The organism is uncultured Ruminococcus sp. (assembly GCF_946415235.1).
Lineage (GTDB): Bacteria > Bacillota > Clostridia > Oscillospirales > Ruminococcaceae > Ruminococcus.
The window spans coordinates 1-16,596 of sequence record NZ_CAMKRR010000059.1 but is presented as its reverse complement, the minus strand read 5'-3'; the positions used below and the strand labels follow the sequence as shown (position 1 = coordinate 16,596).

Annotated in this window: 16 protein-coding genes and 1 pseudogene; 3 read left to right on the top strand and 14 right to left on the bottom strand. The window is 48.4% G+C overall.

Annotation, left to right across the window (positions count from 1 at the left end; all coding sequences use genetic code 11):
• A pseudogene (locus tag Q0R37_RS10635) lies at window positions 1-365 on the bottom strand (arginine decarboxylase); the annotation flags it as partial.
• The gene (gene speD, locus Q0R37_RS10630; RefSeq protein WP_294754286.1) at window positions 358-1,128 is read right to left on the bottom strand and encodes an adenosylmethionine decarboxylase; all 771 of its coding nucleotides are present in this window, start codon (window positions 1,126-1,128) and stop codon (window positions 358-360) included. The gene speD and the pseudogene Q0R37_RS10635, both read right to left, overlap by 8 nt.
• 779 nt (window positions 1,129-1,907) lie before the next feature.
• Between speD and Q0R37_RS10625 the strand changes: the two genes are divergently transcribed.
• Both Q0R37_RS10625 and Q0R37_RS10620 read left to right on the top strand, forming a co-directional pair.
• Complete coding sequence (locus tag Q0R37_RS10625; protein WP_294754284.1) at window positions 1,908-2,612, top strand: PspA/IM30 family protein; 705 nt, start codon at window positions 1,908-1,910, stop codon at window positions 2,610-2,612.
• Window positions 2,613-2,630: 18 nt separating this feature from the next.
• Window positions 2,631-2,804, top strand: coding sequence for a hypothetical protein (locus Q0R37_RS10620; RefSeq protein WP_294754282.1), 174 nt, complete (start codon window positions 2,631-2,633; stop codon window positions 2,802-2,804).
• Window positions 2,805-2,852: 48 nt separating this feature from the next.
• Here the strand turns inward: Q0R37_RS10620 and Q0R37_RS10615 are convergent, their stop codons facing one another.
• The 12 genes from Q0R37_RS10615 to Q0R37_RS10560 form a co-directional block, all read right to left on the bottom strand.
• Window positions 2,853-3,413, bottom strand: coding sequence for a DUF2812 domain-containing protein (locus Q0R37_RS10615; protein ID WP_294754280.1), 561 nt, complete (start codon window positions 3,411-3,413; stop codon window positions 2,853-2,855).
• Window position 3,414: 1 nt separating this feature from the next.
• Window positions 3,415-3,726 carry a PadR family transcriptional regulator gene (locus Q0R37_RS10610; RefSeq protein WP_294754279.1) on the bottom strand — a complete coding sequence of 104 codons (312 nt, stop codon included), beginning with the start codon at window positions 3,724-3,726 and terminating at the stop codon, window positions 3,415-3,417.
• A gap of 178 nt (window positions 3,727-3,904) precedes the next feature.
• A complete protein-coding gene (locus Q0R37_RS10605) occupies window positions 3,905-6,439 on the bottom strand; it encodes a glycoside hydrolase family 9 protein (protein WP_294754278.1) in 2,535 nt (844 codons plus the stop codon).
• Between the two features lie 129 nt (window positions 6,440-6,568).
• The gene (locus Q0R37_RS10600) at window positions 6,569-7,201 is read right to left on the bottom strand and encodes a response regulator transcription factor (protein WP_294754276.1); all 633 of its coding nucleotides are present in this window, start codon (window positions 7,199-7,201) and stop codon (window positions 6,569-6,571) included.
• Between the two features lie 10 nt (window positions 7,202-7,211).
• Complete coding sequence (locus tag Q0R37_RS10595; RefSeq protein WP_294754275.1) at window positions 7,212-8,270, bottom strand: histidine kinase; 1,059 nt, start codon at window positions 8,268-8,270, stop codon at window positions 7,212-7,214.
• Between the two features lie 216 nt (window positions 8,271-8,486).
• Entirely contained in the window at window positions 8,487-10,877 is a 2,391-nt protein-coding gene (locus tag Q0R37_RS10590) for an endonuclease MutS2 (protein WP_294754273.1), read from the bottom strand.
• A gap of 345 nt (window positions 10,878-11,222) precedes the next feature.
• Complete coding sequence (recO, locus tag Q0R37_RS10585) at window positions 11,223-11,966, bottom strand: DNA repair protein RecO (RefSeq protein WP_294754271.1); 744 nt, start codon at window positions 11,964-11,966, stop codon at window positions 11,223-11,225.
• Window positions 11,967-12,131: 165 nt separating this feature from the next.
• Window positions 12,132-13,025, bottom strand: a complete 894-nt coding sequence (gene era, locus Q0R37_RS10580; RefSeq protein WP_294754269.1) for a GTPase Era — start codon at window positions 13,023-13,025, stop codon at window positions 12,132-12,134.
• The gene (ybeY, locus tag Q0R37_RS10575; protein WP_294754267.1) at window positions 13,025-13,537 is read right to left on the bottom strand and encodes an rRNA maturation RNase YbeY; all 513 of its coding nucleotides are present in this window, start codon (window positions 13,535-13,537) and stop codon (window positions 13,025-13,027) included. Before ybeY ends, era begins: the two co-directional genes overlap by 1 nt.
• Complete coding sequence (locus Q0R37_RS10570) at window positions 13,530-14,498, bottom strand: PhoH family protein (RefSeq protein ID WP_294754266.1); 969 nt, start codon at window positions 14,496-14,498, stop codon at window positions 13,530-13,532. Before Q0R37_RS10570 ends, ybeY begins: the two co-directional genes overlap by 8 nt.
• On the bottom strand, window positions 14,498-15,016 hold the full coding sequence (locus tag Q0R37_RS10565) for a CYTH domain-containing protein (RefSeq protein ID WP_294754264.1): 519 nt from the start codon (window positions 15,014-15,016) through the stop codon (window positions 14,498-14,500). Before Q0R37_RS10565 ends, Q0R37_RS10570 begins: the two co-directional genes overlap by 1 nt.
• 150 nt (window positions 15,017-15,166) lie before the next feature.
• A complete protein-coding gene (locus tag Q0R37_RS10560; protein WP_294754262.1) occupies window positions 15,167-15,913 on the bottom strand; it encodes a hypothetical protein in 747 nt (248 codons plus the stop codon).
• 259 nt (window positions 15,914-16,172) lie between these two features.
• Here Q0R37_RS10560 and Q0R37_RS10555 point away from each other — a divergent pair.
• Window positions 16,173-16,596: glyceraldehyde 3-phosphate dehydrogenase NAD-binding domain-containing protein (locus tag Q0R37_RS10555; protein WP_294754261.1), on the top strand; the 424-nt coding region annotated here is incomplete at its 3' end.

Here is a 16,596-nt window from a genome sequence, read left to right as displayed (position 1 = left end):
TTTATAGCGCTTCTGTGGACATTTCGGGGCATGATTATCTTGTCGCCCTCCTTGCAGGCGTACATTATCATGCTCTGAACCGCAGAGGTAGTTCCGCCCACCATAAAGAAGGCGTTTGCAGCTCCGAAAGCCTCGGCTGCCAGCGCTTCCGCGTCCTTTATCACGGATACGGGGTGGCAGAGATTATCGAGGGGCTTCATTGAGTTGACGTCAACATTCATGCAGTCCTCGCCGAGAAACTCGGTAAGCTCCATATTTCCTCTGCCGCGCTTGTGTCCCGGGACGTCAAAGGGCACTACCCTCATGCGGCGGAATTTTCTCAGCGCTTCGTAAATAGGCGCACTGGTCTGGGAAAGCTCAGCCATTTCCGAACACGTTCCTTCCGCTGAAAATTTCTATCATCTCCCGCTGGAGCGCATTGGTTATCTCAAGTCTGCGTCTCGGCGGAAGCTCGTTCACATCTGTATTGAACAGGTAATTCTGAAGGTCAAGCTCCTTTATGAGCATTTTTGTGTGGAACATATTTGCCTGATACACGTTTATGTCCACAACATCGTACTTGTCAAGTATCTTTTCGTCTATATAATTCTGTATGGAAGTGATATCATGGTCTATGAAGAGCTTTTCGCCGTCAAGGTTCCGTGTAAAGCCCCTCACTCTGTAATCCATGGTGATTATATCTGAATCAAAGCTGCCGATAAGATAATCAAGAGCCGTAAGAGGCGTTATCTTGCCGCAGGTAGCTACATCTATATCCACGCGGAAGGTAGCTATGCTCGTATCGGGATGGAACTCGGGATAGGTATGCACGGTTACATGGCTCTTGTCAAGGTGAGCTACGGTCTCGCTGCCCCCTGCGGGTATCATGGTATCGTCCGCGATAAGGAACGTGGCGGAAGCGCCCTGAGGGTCATAGTCCTGACGGGAAACACTGAGCACCTGAGCACCTATCATCTCTGTTACATGGGTCATTATATCCGTTATACGCTCTGAGTTGTACTGCTCGTCAACATAGGCGATATACTCCTGCTGCGAGCGCGCCGTCTTGGCATAACAGACATCATATATATTGAAGCTCAATGACTTCGTAAGATTATTGAACCCGTAGAGTTTAAGCTTATTCTCCATAATAAACACACCTTTATATAACAAAAATGCACACAAAAGGCCTTATCAGCCATTGTGTGCATGAAATATACGTGTATCACGCAGAAACTTCATTAACGGTACAGAGTCTATATAAGCAAGTACTACCTTTTACTACTCTTATTGACCTTTCACAAGCTGATGAGAACTTATAAAAACTTTATCGACATACAGTCGAATCAATAAGGCAACAGAAGTTGCCAGCCGATATATCGGCATTCGGCATTTGACCCGGCTGTCCGTATGGCCTCAACTCCGCTGGGAGTGGTCAATAGTCTTGCTTCCGAAACCGAAGCTTCTTTTGCAATGAACTATATTTTATCACATTTTGCTGTTTTTGTCAATACTTGCACTGTATATTAATCCCCTGAAAGTAAAAAAATATGCATTTTCCTTCTGTGGGGAAGCTCTGATGTTATTTTTCACAAAAAAATATTGACAAACGAGAGGTTTCAGGTTAAAATAGAAACATGGGAGTTCAGCCGCTCCGGCGGAAAACACAGGGTCTCCCACAACATCTCGCTGATATCATTCTGCAAAAGGATACAGTTTTCAACATTGCTGCAAATCTGTTAACGGAAAGGTAAAAAACGAGGAATAAATATGTAATAATGTGTTCATAAACGTCTCTGATAAATGAAAATCAGATGAAATCGGCAGCGTTTTCCTTGACAACAACAGCCCAATGACATATAATGTTCTTGTGGCACAAGGGGTGTGCCTATGAAACATTTTTTACATGAAACAGGAGGATTATAAAAATGGGTGTATTTCAGAGATTATCAGACCTTCTCAAGGCAAACGTAAACGATCTTATCGACAGAGCCGAAGATCCTGAGAAAATGGTGAAGCAGATCATCATTGATATGCAGACAGAGCTGGCAAAGGCTACCCAGAATTACGGCAAGGCAAAGGCAAGTGAACGCCTCGCTGAAAAGAAGTACCTCGACGCTCAGAAGGTGTCGGCTGACTGGGAAGCAAAGGCAAAGGCTGCTCTCGCAAAGGGCGATCAGGACCTTGCAAAGCAGGCTCTCGCAAGAAAGGTCAAGGCTGACGAGGATCTTGCAAATTATAAGGAAATGTTCGAGTCTATCTCTGCTCAGACAGACGCTATCGGCGATCAGGTAGAGGTACTCAAGTCAAAGCTTGAAGAGGCCAAGAGTCGTCAGGCAATGCTTATCGCACGTTCACAGATGGCTGACACACAGAAGAGCCTTGCAAAGGCTGCCGGCAGCTTCGATCCCAACTCGTCTTTTGACAAGTTCCAGAGAATGGAAGAAAAGGTAGTACGCAAGGAAGCTGAGGCTGCTGCTTTCACAGAGATCGCAGGCGACGCTCTTACAGGCGGCACAGGCGACGAGCTCAAGAATACCTTCAGGGATCTTGAGTCTGAGGCTAAGGTAGACGCAGAGCTCCAGAGACTTCTTGCCGAGATGAACGGCGGTTCTTCAAACAGCACAAACTAACAGCAAAGGAATAACATTATGAGCCGCAAGAAACAAAAGATCTGTCCCGCAAAGAGAATGTTCAGAGATTCGCTCCCCATACTGGGCGCGATCTTCCTTGTAATAGTATCCGTAGCATATATCCTCTTCCGCAGCTGGAGCAACAAGCTCTACTATGAAAAGTGGAAGGAATACGAGGATTGCGGTATCTGAATAAAAACATCAAAGCTCCGAAGCGTAATACTTCGGAGCTTTTTATTGCTATTCCTTGTATTTATCCCTGAGCTTCCGAAATCCTCTTATACAGTAAACGAATAACACAACATAGATAATAAAAAGGAATATATACACGAGCAGCCCTACAAGACCTGATGTTCCGAATCTTGGTGAATTTATCGCAAATAAATAGAGATTCGGTAATATCGTCAGGAAGAATATTATGAGCAGCGGAGTCATTCTTGTAATTATCACTCTTTTCATCATGTTGAGCTTTGACTGCGGATCGCTGAATATATCCATTTCCTTTTCGGAAAGCCCCTCTGCGCTCCTGCGGAAATAGTCAAATCCTGCAACTCTGCCGCAGTGCTCCCAGCCGTAATCCGCAAACATTCTGATATACTCGGGATAATCGGTGTTATTTGCAACATAATCCAGCTTATAAATGACGTTTTCGGGCTCGCATTTTACAAAGTGCTGGGAAAAGGCACAGACCTTTTCAAGCTTCCAGCCCACATTGTGCATTTTCGTAAGATACTCTCCTTCTTTTTCGTAATCGGGAAGAAGGAATATTTTATGTGTAGTCAATCTTGCATTGTCACTCATATCAGTTGCCTCCTATATTTCTGTACAAGCGCTTGATACGCGCTATTTCTATTCCGAGGATCTCCTCGCCTGTTTCGGTGATCACATAGAGCTTTCTCTTTTCTTCCTCACGGACAAACCTTATCAGACCGTCCTTTTCCATTTTTGATAAGCTTCCGTACATAGTTCCCGGAGTTATCACCACTTCCCCGTCGGTCATAGCCTTTACCTTCTGTGTGATACTGTACCCGTGCATTTCCTCGCGGAGACAGAAGAGTATGTAAAAGGCAGTTTCCGACATGGGGATGTAGACTCGCTCAAGTCTTTCGTTCATTCTCAACACTCCTTATATCATGGTGTGATGTATCATGATTTGATACATCACAGTTCGATATATCTTACTGTGATATAAGTATATCACACCTCGATATACTTGTCAATACCTTTTCCGCAATTTGTCATAATGCACAAAAAAGCTCCCCGAATTTCTCGGGGAGCTTTCAGTTATTCTATTACTTTTTCGGAACAAGAGTATCTATCTTGTGAAGCAGATACAGCTGTATCTGAAGCGCGTCATTCGATGTAATTCCCTTGCTTGATGTATCAACGTCAGCGTTTGCGGCACCCTGTTCTGTGATGTGCTTGCTGTCTGAACCGTTTACACCATACTTGTTGGGATTTGCCAGAGCCTGCATGATAAGCACAGCGTCTGCCATATCTATAGTACCGTCGCAGTTAGCGTCGCCGTAGTCTGCATCAGCTACCTTGTTGGGTTCATCAACGTCAGGACCGCCTCCGGGGCCGCTTGCAGGGCCGCCGTAAGTACTGGTAGTAGTGGTTTCATTCTGAACAGGCTCTGTAGTTGTAGTAGTTGTTGTCTCAGTAGTTGCTGTCTCAGTAGTAGTCGTTGTTGATGTTGTAGTGGTAGTTGTTTCTGTAGTAGTAGTTTCCTTTGAAGTTGTAGTTGTTGTCTCCTTGGGCTGTGTTGTTGTAGTTGTGGTCTTTGGTCTGTCGCTGCCTGTGCCGCCGAGTCCGTCAGCCTTTGTGCCGTCGGGCTCTTCACCGTAGTAGAGCTTGCCGTTGATATAAACAGGTACGTAAGGAGTTATAACACCCTTTGCCATGCCGTCAGCCGAATTAGCGCTCTTGCCTACGCCCTGTGCAGAGAAGTCGTTTGATGAATCCCAGCCGCTGCCGTAGTCAGGCATTACGAGAGCAAGGAGTATCTCGCACTGCTGCTGTCCTTCCGATATAGGAAGCACAACTCGTCCGTCAGGGAGATTTACCTCAATGTAGTATATATCTCCGCTGTACTGGATAGGCTTTGAGATCTCAGCTGTCTTGTAGCCCTTTGAGGAGTACATAGCAGACTGGTCACGGTCGCAGCGGATGACGAGATCCTCAGGGCTCTTGCCCAGTGCCTTGACCTCGCTGAGATCCATGTAATATCTGAATGAAATGTTGTCCTGAACTCTTGCAGGCCATGCGGAGTGGTTAGTAACCTTGAAGCTGATAGTCTGTCCGCTTGCATCGCCGCCCTTGGAGAGAACTTCTACATAGAACTCGGGACCGTCATGTACCTCGGGCTCCGGGAAATTAGGATCCTTTGTGCCGCCGTACTTGTCTATCATTTTGCAGAGCATTGCAGTGAAGCCTGCGTTATAGTCTGTAGCGACCTCGTTGTTGATGAAGTCTTCACGGTCGTCTTTATATGAGCCGTCCTGTGCAGGACCTCCTACGAGGGCACCGTAAAGGATATGACGTGTATAATCGGGATCATAAACAGAGTTTTTCCATGAACCGTGAGCTGTACGGTGATGAGGATTCTGTGGATACTTATCGCCGAAGCCTACAACGTAGCTCTGCTTGGTCGGGTTGTCACCGAGAGCATAGTTAACCTGAGTCTCGGCAAAATCAGCGTATGTGTCAGCCTCTGACTTGAGTATGGTGTCGCCTGCTACTGTAGCGATGAATGCTGATGTATTTGCATATCTGAGACAGCCCCAGGTATCAAGCCAGCGGAGCCCGCCGGGGATCTTCTTTGCCTCGTCGCCGTTTACCCAGCGGTCGCAGTGCTTCTTGACATGCTTGATAGCGTCTGCGTCATTTGTATTTATAGCATAGAGCAGCATAGCGCCCTGGAGGTTATCATCCCAGCAGTGTGACCAGCCATAAGCTATTACATCGCCTTCGCCCAGCATCTTGCCCAGATTGGGGATAAAGCTCTTTGCGTCGTCAAGGTATGAGGACTCGCCTGTTGCGATATACAGCCAGTTTGCTGCGTAGAAGAGCTGGTCATAGCAGTGATGTGACATATAGAAGCCCTGTGCATCGCTCTCGTTGTAAACATCGTCGCTGGGCGATGACTTGGCAAGCTTGTACATACTCTCTGCGTGCTTGATGTAATCAGCCTTCTTTGAAGCTGATATAGAACCGTCAAGTGCAGCTGCACCTGATGCCAGAGCCGCAGCCATTTCACCGATGACTGCACAGCAGCCCTTTGAGCCCTTCAGAGCCGCACGAGCCTCTGCGATAGAATGAGAATTGTCCTCCATACCGTATTCAAGGAGTTCAACAGGTCCCCACCATGTGTGATCGTGCTTACCGATACCTACCTGATATACTACCTCGGTGCCCTTGTCGCAGTCAACGAAATAGTCCAGGACGAATTCCAGATTGTTCTCATAGGTCTCCTTGAGACCTGCCTTTTCAACACCGTTTGGGTACTGATAGAGACCCCATGCCAGCATAGAAGCCGAATAAGCCATAGGAAGATTGAACTTTACGTGGTCGCCTGCGTCGAACCAGCCTCCGAGAACAGGATCCTGCATAGCGGAATCTGCCTTCCACTCTACTCTGTTCCACTCGGGGAGCGGTCCTGCCTGCTGTGCCTCATAGAAGAACAGCGACTTGTCCAGTGCGTCAACGTAGTTGAACTTGCCGTCAGCAGCATTTGCAGCTGTCATTACCCCTGCGGGCATTGCCGAGACAGCTGATGTTGCCAGCAGCATGGCGGAAACGATACCGCCTGCCATTTTTTTAAGCATAGTAAAACTCTCCTCTCATTTTTATTGCTCCGTTTTTGCGAAGCTTCCTCACGAGTATACCATAGCTATACACTCTCATTATGCCACAAATTACAGCTTATGTCAAGCAAATATTTTAGTTGAAATATATTAATATGAGCCCTTTACCTCAGTATAATAATATACTGCAAGCTGTGTCCTGTCGCGGAGACAGAGCTTATCCAGCAGACTGCTTATGTAATTGCGGACAGTTCCCTCGCTGAGGAAGAGCTGACCTGCTATCTCCTTGTTGCTGTGTCCCTTTGCCACAAGCTCAAGCACCTCACGCTCCTTGTCGCTTATGCCGTGAGCGGCAAAGTCGTACTTCTCCTTCGGTACCATGAGCTCGGGGAGCTTGGTGATTATCTTCTCGCCGAAAACGCTCTGACCGCGCATCACCGCTTCAAGCGCAGGAGCTATGCCGTCGAAGTCCTGCTTGAGTATATAACCCTTCGCGCCCATATTCAATGCCTTGACAATATATTCATCATCTGAAAATGTGGTCAGATACAGTATACGTGCGTCGGGAAAATTTTTCAGGATAATCTCTCCCGCTTCTATACCTGTCATGCCGTCCATGCGTATATCCATAAGGACAACGTCGGGGCGGATGCTGCCGTAAAGCTCCACTGCCTGCTGTCCGCTCTCACCCATGGCGGCAACGGTCACCTTTCCCGTGCTTTCGAGTATGGTCTTAAGAGACAAGGCTACCAGCTTGTCATCGTCGATAACTATAATGTTCATATGTACTCCTTTACTTCGGGACAGACATGAATATCCTGAATCCTTCGGGTGACGGCGTAAAGCTTATCCTTCCGCTGAGAGCGGCAGCGCGGTCCTGCATATTCTTGAGACCTATGCCGCTTTCCTTTATTTCGGAGCAGCTGCCGTTGTCCTCCAGCATTAGCTGGTAGAACGCAGGGTGCTCGCGGATAACTATGAATATCCTGTCGCCGTTTGAATGTTTGACCGCATTTGACAGTCCTTCCTTGACCACACCTATGATGCACAGCTTAACATTGCCTGGCATATTCCCGGTTACGTCGCAGTCAAGGCTCACCGTGAACCTGCTGTCAACAGTGCTTATGCTTTCCTCTATGACTTTTTTCAGGTCTATGGAGTCGTCGTGAAGGTCGTGAACGCTTTCGCGGATACTCGTCATAGCGCTGTCAAGTGTAGAACGCAGGCTCTCCAGCGGTTCGCGGAGCTGCTCGTCCTTGTTGATAACGAGTATAGCTCCCGACTGCAAAAGCGAACGGGTGAGCATATGCCCCACATTGTCGTGTATCTCACGGGCTATGCGGTTTCTTTCCTTCATAGTTGCAAGGTGTATCTCGTTGTCCTGAGCCTGAGCAAGTCTCATGTTCTGCTCCGAAAGCTGACGGTTCTTGCCTGCCACCTCGTCGCGGAGCTGAGTGAGCTTTTCCACTGTCTCTTCAAGTCCCGAAATGCGGTTATATACTATTATAGTAACAACAATGGCAGCAGCGGTTATCATTATCTGTCCTGCCGACAGAGTATCCAGCCTGAATATCACCAGAGACGCGGGCAGGACGAGCCACCATTTCTTCTCCCACAGGGCATCGTAAAGCATCAGCGGCACAGTGCAGAAGAAAAGCGGGAAAGCTCCGCACAGCAGCGAGCAGCCCATGATAATGACACAGGCAATGAGCTTCCCCGTGAGCAGCTGTGCCGCCGACGACAGGGCTATGGTCACAAGAGTGACGATAACAGGCTCAGAGAAGCTGTCCGACATAAAAAGGCTCATCATACAAATAGTGAGTATGGCAAGCTTATCAACCAGTCTGTTCAATATCGTCCCCCCTTTGGATAATTTGTGTATGTGAAGGTTTTTGCGGTTGATTGAGCCTACGGCGTTCGCAATTGCTTATTATACCACAAACACAAATTCAGTCAAGACTGTAACAAGCGCCGTAAACGGCGGTCTTGACAGAATTTGTGTTTGTAGTTCGGGGCAATTACGCAAACGCCCAGCAGCTCCCGACCGCCAAAAAAGTTATTTGCACAATTATTTCAGCTCGGCTACCGTAACTCCGTCCTCGCCCTCTCCGAAGAGACCGAGCCTGAACGCCTTTACCGACGGGTGCGACTTCAGGCGCTTATGCACAGCCTGCCTGAGAAGTCCCGTACCCTTGCCGTGGATTATAGTCACCGTTGAGATATTAGACATTACCGCCTGATCTATGAACGCATCGAGCTGATAAACTCCGTCATCACAGGCGCAGCCGCGTATATCGAGCTCCATTTTGCCTCTGCGCTCAGCCTTTACGCCCACCTTGTTCATCTTGCGGTTCGGACGTATGGACTTGCTGCCCACAGTGACCTTTTCGGGCTCTTCAAGGCGCAGACGGGATATATTCATCTTCGTTTTCATAACGCCCATCTGAACGTATACGAAATCGCTTCCGTCGGGCTCACCCGAGATTATTCCCTTGCGCTGGAGATCAACGACATATACCGTATCTCCGCGGCGCAGCTTCCTCGGAAGCACGTAGCCCTCGTTGGGATCGCGCTTCTCCACGGGATTTGCCGTGTCGTACATCTTGTTGAAGCTCTGCTTTGTCTTTGACTTCATGCCCGATACGTTTGCACTGAAATCCTTCTTATCCTTTTCCTTGCGGAGCTTGTCCAGCTCGTCAAGGAGCTCGTTGGACTCCGCCTTTGTCTGCTCGATAATTGTCATGGCACGGAGACGGGCTTTTTCAAGCTCATCAGCCTTTGCGGCTTCGAGCTGTTCACGCTCCCTGCGGATAGACTCCTCATGCTCGGCAGTCTGTATACGCAGGCGCGTTATCTCGTCCCTCTGCTTTTCAAGCTCTATTCGAGCTGCTTCAAGCTTTCCGATGACTTCCTCAAGACGGGTATTTGCTTCACTGACGCGCATTTTAGCATCCTCGATGATATCCGACGGCATACCGAGGCTCTCGGATATGGCAAAAGCATTTGACTTACCCGGTGAACCCACTATAAGCTTATAAGTGGGACGGAGAGTTTCTATATCGAATTCACATGAAGCGTTCTCAACGCCCTCGCTGTCGATAGCAAATACCTTAAGCTCCTGATAATGGGTAGTTACCATTACCTTTGCGCCGCTCTCCATAAGACGGCGTATAATTGATATCGCAAGAGCCGCACCCTCTACAGGGTCAGTTCCCGAGCCAAGCTCGTCAAGGAGCACAAGTGACTGCTCGTCGGCAGTTTTAAGTATCTCTATTACTTTGTTGGTATGTGAAGAGAAGGTGGAGAGGTTCTGCTCTATGCTCTGACTGTCGCCGATATCAGCGAGTATATGGTCGTAGACCGATATTTTGCTGCCGTCCGCAACGGGGATAAGAAGTCCGCACATTGTCATAGCCGCAAGAAGCCCCGCCGTTTTCAGCGTTACCGTCTTACCGCCCGTATTCGGACCCGTTATGATGAGCGCCTGATAGTCCTCGCCGAGACTTATCTCCACGGGAACAGCCTTGTTCTTGTCAATAAGGGGGTGACGGGCTTTTTTGAGATGCATTTTTCCGTCGCCTGTTATCTCGGGGAGAGAGCATTTCAGCTTTGCGGCAAGGTTCGACTTTGCAAAGTAAAGGTTCAGCTCTGTGCAGACCTTGTAGTTTTCCGCAAGTATATCCGCGTATTCTCCGCAGTCGCGGCAGAGCTGGTGTATGATGCGCTCTATCTCCTCCTGTTCCTTGGCTTCAAGGAGTCGGATATCGTTATTCGCCTCAACTATTGCCATAGGCTCGATAAATATAGTCTGACCCGTAGCGGAGGTATCGTGGATAAGACCGCTGACCTGTCCGCGGTACTCCGATTTTACGGGCAGAACGAAGCGTCCATCACGGATAGTGACGTTAGCCTCTTGCAGGTACTGCTGAGTGGTCTTGTTCTTTATCATCTTGTCGAGAGTTTCGCGGAGCTGCATACCCGCACGGTTTATCTTGCGGCGTATAGCCGCAAGCTCGGGACTTGCCGCATCCGATATCTCGTTTTCGGAGATTATTGAGCGCTCCAGCTTCTCCAGCAGCCAGTCATTGGGCTGCAAACGCGAAAAGAGGTAGCTCAGCTCTGTCTCCATATTCTCGCAGTGTGCGTACCAGTCCGCGAGAGCCTTTATCTGTTTGAGCATAGCCGCAATATCGAGCAGGTCGCTGAGAGATATTACAGCTCCCGACTTTGCTCTTGCCGCGACAGTGCTTATGTCCTTGAAATTGCTGAAAGGCGGTGTTCCGAACTGCACCGAAAGAGACAGGGCCTGCGAGGTCTTGAGACACTCATAGCGCACTCTTTCAAGGTCGTTGTCGGGACGTACCGCCAGTGCCATGCGGCGTGTTTCCTCATTGGAGGTAAGCTCCGCAAGCATTTCAAGTATTTTGTCCAGTTCAAGTGTTTTCAAATATTTATCCATATTTATCCTTTACTGTTGTAAATCATAATTTATGCATTGATTACGCCAACCCCAAAGGAAGGGATTCCAAAGGGTTCACAACCCTTTGGTCAGGTCAAGGGCTGACAGCCCTTGCGGGGCTCGGGGCAGCGCCCCGTATCCGACAGGCGCTCCGCAAGGGTGAATTCCGAAAACAATCCAGTGAATTGTTTTCGGAAGAGGGACGTCGAGTGACTCCCTGCTGTGCAGGGAGATGTCAGCAAAGCTGACAGAGGGTACGTGCAGCCGTTAGCCGCGCCGTCCCCTACAAAGCGCAAGTGTAATTTCGGGCGGATAATATCCGCCCCTACAAATATAAATTATGATTTATACGATAGTTTTGTAAAAATCCAGTGTCCCGAAGCTGCGCTCCAGATGTGTGAGCATATACGACTCCGCCAGTGCCGAGAGCTTTTCCTGTGTGCTCTCCGACACACGGAACCCGAAAAGCCTGTCAAAGTCGCTCAGGACTATATGCCTCACCGCGCTGAGCACAGGCAGCTTTATCTTCATATAGTTCTCACCGCTCTCATTCTCAAAGCAGTCCGAGCAGTAAAAGCCGCCGTCAGCGATACAGAAAAAGAGCTCCCCGGGCTCGAATGATCCGCAGCTGCGGCAGGCTACCACATCGGGCATATAGCCTATCTCCGACATAAGGCGGAACTCGAATATGGCTTTCAGCTGACGCTCGTCACGCTCCCCGTTTTCGAGAAAGTGCAGACAGTTCAGCAGCAGCCGCATTATATCTCCGTTCTGAGCCTCGGGCTTTATGCAGAAGCGCATTACCTCCGCAAAATAGCTCGCCAGTGATATCTTTGAAAGCGAATCGCGAAGTCCGTAAAAAATATGTATCGGCTCTGCGCTGTTGAGGTAAAGATAGTTCCCCCGCTTATCTACGCAGAACCGTGAATATGCCAGAAGCTGAGTGGAGCTCCCCGATTTCCCGTTTATTTTCCTTGCGCCTTTTACGGAAACCTCGATAACTCCGCTGTCTCTGGTCATTATATCAATAAATTTGTCCTGTTCTCCCACAGGACGCTCTTTCAGGACTATGCCTTCAACAGTTGTCATGGTCTTCATCCTTATTTGCCGAATACCGCAGATAGTCATAAACACTGCCGCTCTCGGCGAATATGCTCCATAGTGTTTCCTCGTTCACAGCACACCTCCGCAGACTGTATCGGATATAAGCTCCGAAAATATCATCTGCGGAAGAGCTGCAAATATCAGAGGTAATTATTTCTCGGAAAGTCCGAAGCTGCGGATAAGGTTCTCCCTGTTCCGCCAGTCCTCCTTGACCTTCACCCAGCACTTGAGATTCACCTTTATCTGGAAAAAGTCCTCAAGCTCTATCCTTGCGGCAGTAGACGCCTTTTTGAGCATAGCGCCGCCCTTGCCTATTATTATACCCTTATGGGACTCCTTCTCGCAGTAGATAACAGCGGATATATCAAGTATGTCCTTGTCGTCGCGCTCGCTCATCTGCTCTACTCCAACTGCGATACCGTGAGGTACTTCATCGCTCAGGAGCGTAAGGAGCTTTTCGCGTATCATTTCAGCAGCCAGCACCTTTTCGGGCTGGTCGGTTATCATATCCTCCGGGAAGAAGTGTACCGACTCCTCGGCAAGCGCGATTATCTCGTCGATAACTATATCCACGCCGCTGTTTTCGGTAACGCTTACGGGAACTACTGCCTGAAACTGTATCTTCGAGGTCAGCTCCGCGATAACGGGAGCGAGCTCATCCTTGTTTTTCAGCAGGTCTATCTTGTTAAGCACCAGTATCACTGGCATTTTCGAGCTGTTCATTGATCTCAGCAGCTCAAGCTCCTGCTGATTTATCTTTTTGGTGCAGTCCATAACGAACACCACGGCGTCGATATCGCTCACCGACTCCTTAACTGTATTCAGCATATGCTCACTTAGCTTGTTCACGGGCTTGTGAAGTCCGGGGGTATCGAAGAATACCAGCTGAACGTCGTCGATATTGCGTATACCGGTGATACGTGTGCGTGTTGTCTGGGGCTTATTGCTGACGGAAGCTATCTTCTCGCCGACGATAGCATTGAGAAGCGAGGATTTTCCCGCATTTGTACGTCCCGCAATGGTAACGAAGGCTGTTCTCGGCATCAGCTGTTTTCTCCGTTTATAACAAATGTAACGTCTCTTGAGATACCGAGCTTTTCAAGCACAGACTCCTCCTTTTCGCGCATGATGCGCTGGTCGAGCTGGCTCGTCTCGTGATCGTAGCCCAGCAGGTGGAGCATTGAGTGAACTGTGAGGAAGCCTACCTCTCTCTCAAGAGAATGACCGTAATTCTGAGCCTGCTTTACAGCTGTTTCCAGTGAGATGACAACATCTCCGAGCTGTACAGCGCCTGTCTCGGGATTTACCTCAACAGCGCCGTCCTCGCCTGTGAGCGGGAATGAGAGTACGTCTGTAACTGCGTCTTTATTTCTGTATATCTTGTTAAGATTTTTTATCTCGTTATTGCTTACGAAAGAAACGCTCACCTCAGCGTCCTTGCCGAAATTCTCAGTTGTGAGAACTGCCTGACAGCATCTTCTTATAAGAAGCCTTATACCTACGGGGACCTTCACCTCTGTCTGATTATTCTTGACATAAACCTTTAACTTAGCCATGATTATTTTTTCTCCCTTCATTGTATTTTTCATAAGCCTTGATAATATCCTGTACAAGTCTGTGCCTTACTACATCCTTCTCTGTGAAGCGATGTATTTCGATATCGTCTATCCCCCTCAGGACCTTGATAGCCTCCACAAGCCCTGATCTCTTTGTATCGGGGAGGTCTATCTGGGTGATATCGCCTGTTATTACCATTCTGCTCTCGTTTCCGAGTCGTGTGAGGAACATTTTTATCTGTTCCGAAGTAGTGTTCTGAGCTTCGTCGAGGATAATGAACGCTTCATCGAGTGTACGGCCGCGCATATAAGCGAGAGGAGCCACCTCGATTATCCCCTTTTCCATATAACGTGCAAAGCTCTCAGCTCCGAACATATCAAAAAGAGCGTCATAGAGCGGACGAAGATAAGGATCCACCTTGTCCTGAAGGTCTCCCGGAAGGAAGCCCAGCTTCTCGCCTGCTTCAACGGCGGGACGGGTAAGGATGATCTTTTTGATCTTATGTTCGCGGAACGCCTTTACAGCCATCGCTACGGCAAGGTAGGTCTTTCCTGTACCGGCAGGACCTATACCGAGAACGATGGTATTGTTTCTGATGGCGTCCGTATAGCGCTTCTGTCCCACGGTACGGGGACGGAGTATCTTTCCCGAAGCGGTCATACAGATGCCGTCGCCGCCGAGCTCCTGAAGCTCCTCCTCTATGCCGTCGGCCACCATTGAGGTCACGTAGCGGACCGTCTGTTCGTTGACGGCATTGCCCTTGTCGGCAAAGCTCATAAGGGCGCGGAGAGCCTTTTCGGCTCCTGCGGTATCACCGTCTCCGATTATTTTTATGCCGCCGTCCCTGCTTACGACGGTGACATTGAAATCCTTCTGCAATTTGCCGATATTCCCGTCAAGCTGTCCGAAGAGGGCGGAAAGCTGCTCGGGGCTGTCGGCGGGTACGAATATTTCCGACATTAATCTTTTTCTCCAATCTTCTGTTCGGGGAAAGCTCCCGCACGTGCAAGAGCGGCATTGGAATAGCGCCTGTCCGAAGAGACATCTCTCAGGACTCTGACATTTTCGGGGAAATCAATTACCTGATCGGGCGAAGCCAGCTCGAGCTCCATGATAGCGAGCTTATCGGAAAACGGGTAGGTATCCAGCTCAAAGAGCTGACCGTGATAGTCAAAGCAGTATCTCACCTTTTCCACAGGCGGACAGTCCTTTCTGAACTCGCTGAGAAGCACTCTGTACTCCTCGCCGCTTATCTCACGCTCGTTCTCCTCTCTCGTCACAGGGCTGAGGAAAAACTTTTCCGTATAGGTATACTTAACGCTTCCGTTTTCATCCACGGATCTTACTCTTCGCTGAAGTCCGTTCGCGCCGCTTCTGAGGTAGGTCTGTACGATACCTATCCTGCGCTTGACATCCAGTTCTGACACATCGGGGAATTCAACGAGAAATTTACGCTCGATCTCATAATTCTTTCCCATAAGCACACTCCGAAAACGATGATTTTTCGTTGATACGTTTCAACATTTTTATTATACAACTTTTTTTGAATAATGTCAACAAAATATTCGTGATATTCTGTCTAATATGCTAAATTTTACTCAGCGGACACATTTTTATCACATATGTCCTCAGATATCCCCCAGCATAAGGCTGAAAGGTTCAAAAAAGCCTGCTTCGCTTTCCGTCGGGAAAGCCTCTATAATGGCAGTACCACTGTCACCTGTCAGCGGTATTTCTACTGTTAGCGAATGGGCAGCAATCTCTGCGGAAGCTCCCGTCCTGTCTGCCAGACCGTGACATACCTCGGCATAAAACTTACCAAAAACGTCGGGTGAACCGAAGGCTCCTCCGTCCACAAATGTCCTCAAACACCTTACGGTAATGTTTAAAGTTTTCAACTTTGCCGAACATTCCAGTACAAACGGCAGCTTTTCGTCTCCAGCTTCCATCATGCATTTCCTTATAAATCCCAGCAGGAGTATCCTCAGCAGGTCTTTTTCCGTCCTTATGAGCACATCGGGGACCTCCTTCAGCTCAACAGTACAGCGTCCGCCCGTGGCTGATATGCAGTTCTTCGCAAAATCCTTAAGAAAAGCCGCCGCCCTGACGGTCACAAGGTCAGCCTCGTCAAGCTTCTCCGAGGAGAGAGCTCTGCTCAGCTCGGCATTTCTCATAAGCTCGCAGCACATATTCATTATGCAGTCTATGAGCTCGCGGCTCTTTTTATCACCGTTCTTCTCCGCATTTCCGCGCAGGAGCTCGCAGGAAGCCGATATGCCCGTTACCGCGCGTCTTACGGTGTAATCGTTGCAGCTGAGAAAGTCCCTTGCAAAATCATTATTAAAAAAAGCCGTAAAATCATTTTCTTTATCCATAACAGTGCCGCCCTTTCCGTATTTAACAAAAATATAAAAGCATTCTTATACATATTATACTACACACTTTTGCGAAATGGAATAAATAATCCGATTTTTACCTCAAAGAAACTGCAACAAAAATTTTTGTGCTGACAATTATATGTTTGTACAATATGCACTTTTCACGAAATTTCTGTTATTTTTTTGTCGAACCTCTTGAAAAATTTTCCGAGTTGCGGTATAATAAAACCATACAAATTTTTAGGAGGTATATCCCATGTCAGTTAAAGTTGCTATTAATGGTTTCGGTCGTATCGGCCGTCTTGCATTCAGACAGATGTTTGATGCTCCAGGTTACGAGGTAGTTGCTATCAACGACCTTACAAAGCCTTCAATGCTCGCTCAGCTTCTCAAGTATGATACAGCTCAGGGCGGTTACTGCGGAAAGATCGGTGAAAATCTTCACACTGTTTCAGCAGACGACGAGAAGGGCACAATCACAGTTGACGGCAAGACTCTTACAATCTATGCTAAGGCTAACGCTGCAGAGCTCCCTTGGGGTGAGATCGGCGTAGACGTTGTTCTCGAGTGCACAGGTTTCTACTGCTCAAAGGACAAGTCACAGGCTCATATCGACGCAGGTGCCAAGAAGGTTGTTATCTCTGCTCCTGCAGGCAACGATCTTCCTACAATCGTTTACA

Coding starts and splice junctions, on each gene's coding strand:
- speD (WP_294754286.1), bottom strand. CDS start 1,128: ATGGAGAATAAGCTTAAACTCTACGGGTTCAATAATCTTACGAAGTCA.
- Q0R37_RS10625 (WP_294754284.1), top strand. CDS start 1,908: ATGGGTGTATTTCAGAGATTATCAGACCTTCTCAAGGCAAACGTAAAC.
- Q0R37_RS10620 (WP_294754282.1), top strand. CDS start 2,631: ATGAGCCGCAAGAAACAAAAGATCTGTCCCGCAAAGAGAATGTTCAGA.
- Q0R37_RS10615 (WP_294754280.1), bottom strand. CDS start 3,413: ATGAGTGACAATGCAAGATTGACTACACATAAAATATTCCTTCTTCCC.
- Q0R37_RS10610 (WP_294754279.1), bottom strand. CDS start 3,726: ATGAACGAAAGACTTGAGCGAGTCTACATCCCCATGTCGGAAACTGCC.
- Q0R37_RS10605 (WP_294754278.1), bottom strand. CDS start 6,439: ATGCTTAAAAAAATGGCAGGCGGTATCGTTTCCGCCATGCTGCTGGCA.
- Q0R37_RS10600 (WP_294754276.1), bottom strand. CDS start 7,201: ATGAACATTATAGTTATCGACGATGACAAGCTGGTAGCCTTGTCTCTT.
- Q0R37_RS10590 (WP_294754273.1), bottom strand. CDS start 10,877: ATGGATAAATATTTGAAAACACTTGAACTGGACAAAATACTTGAAATG.
- recO (WP_294754271.1), bottom strand. CDS start 11,966: ATGACAACTGTTGAAGGCATAGTCCTGAAAGAGCGTCCTGTGGGAGAA.
- era (WP_294754269.1), bottom strand. CDS start 13,025: ATGCCGAGAACAGCCTTCGTTACCATTGCGGGACGTACAAATGCGGGA.
- ybeY (WP_294754267.1), bottom strand. CDS start 13,537: ATGGCTAAGTTAAAGGTTTATGTCAAGAATAATCAGACAGAGGTGAAG.
- Q0R37_RS10570 (WP_294754266.1), bottom strand. CDS start 14,498: ATGTCGGAAATATTCGTACCCGCCGACAGCCCCGAGCAGCTTTCCGCC.
- Q0R37_RS10565 (WP_294754264.1), bottom strand. CDS start 15,016: ATGGGAAAGAATTATGAGATCGAGCGTAAATTTCTCGTTGAATTCCCC.
- Q0R37_RS10560 (WP_294754262.1), bottom strand. CDS start 15,913: ATGGATAAAGAAAATGATTTTACGGCTTTTTTTAATAATGATTTTGCA.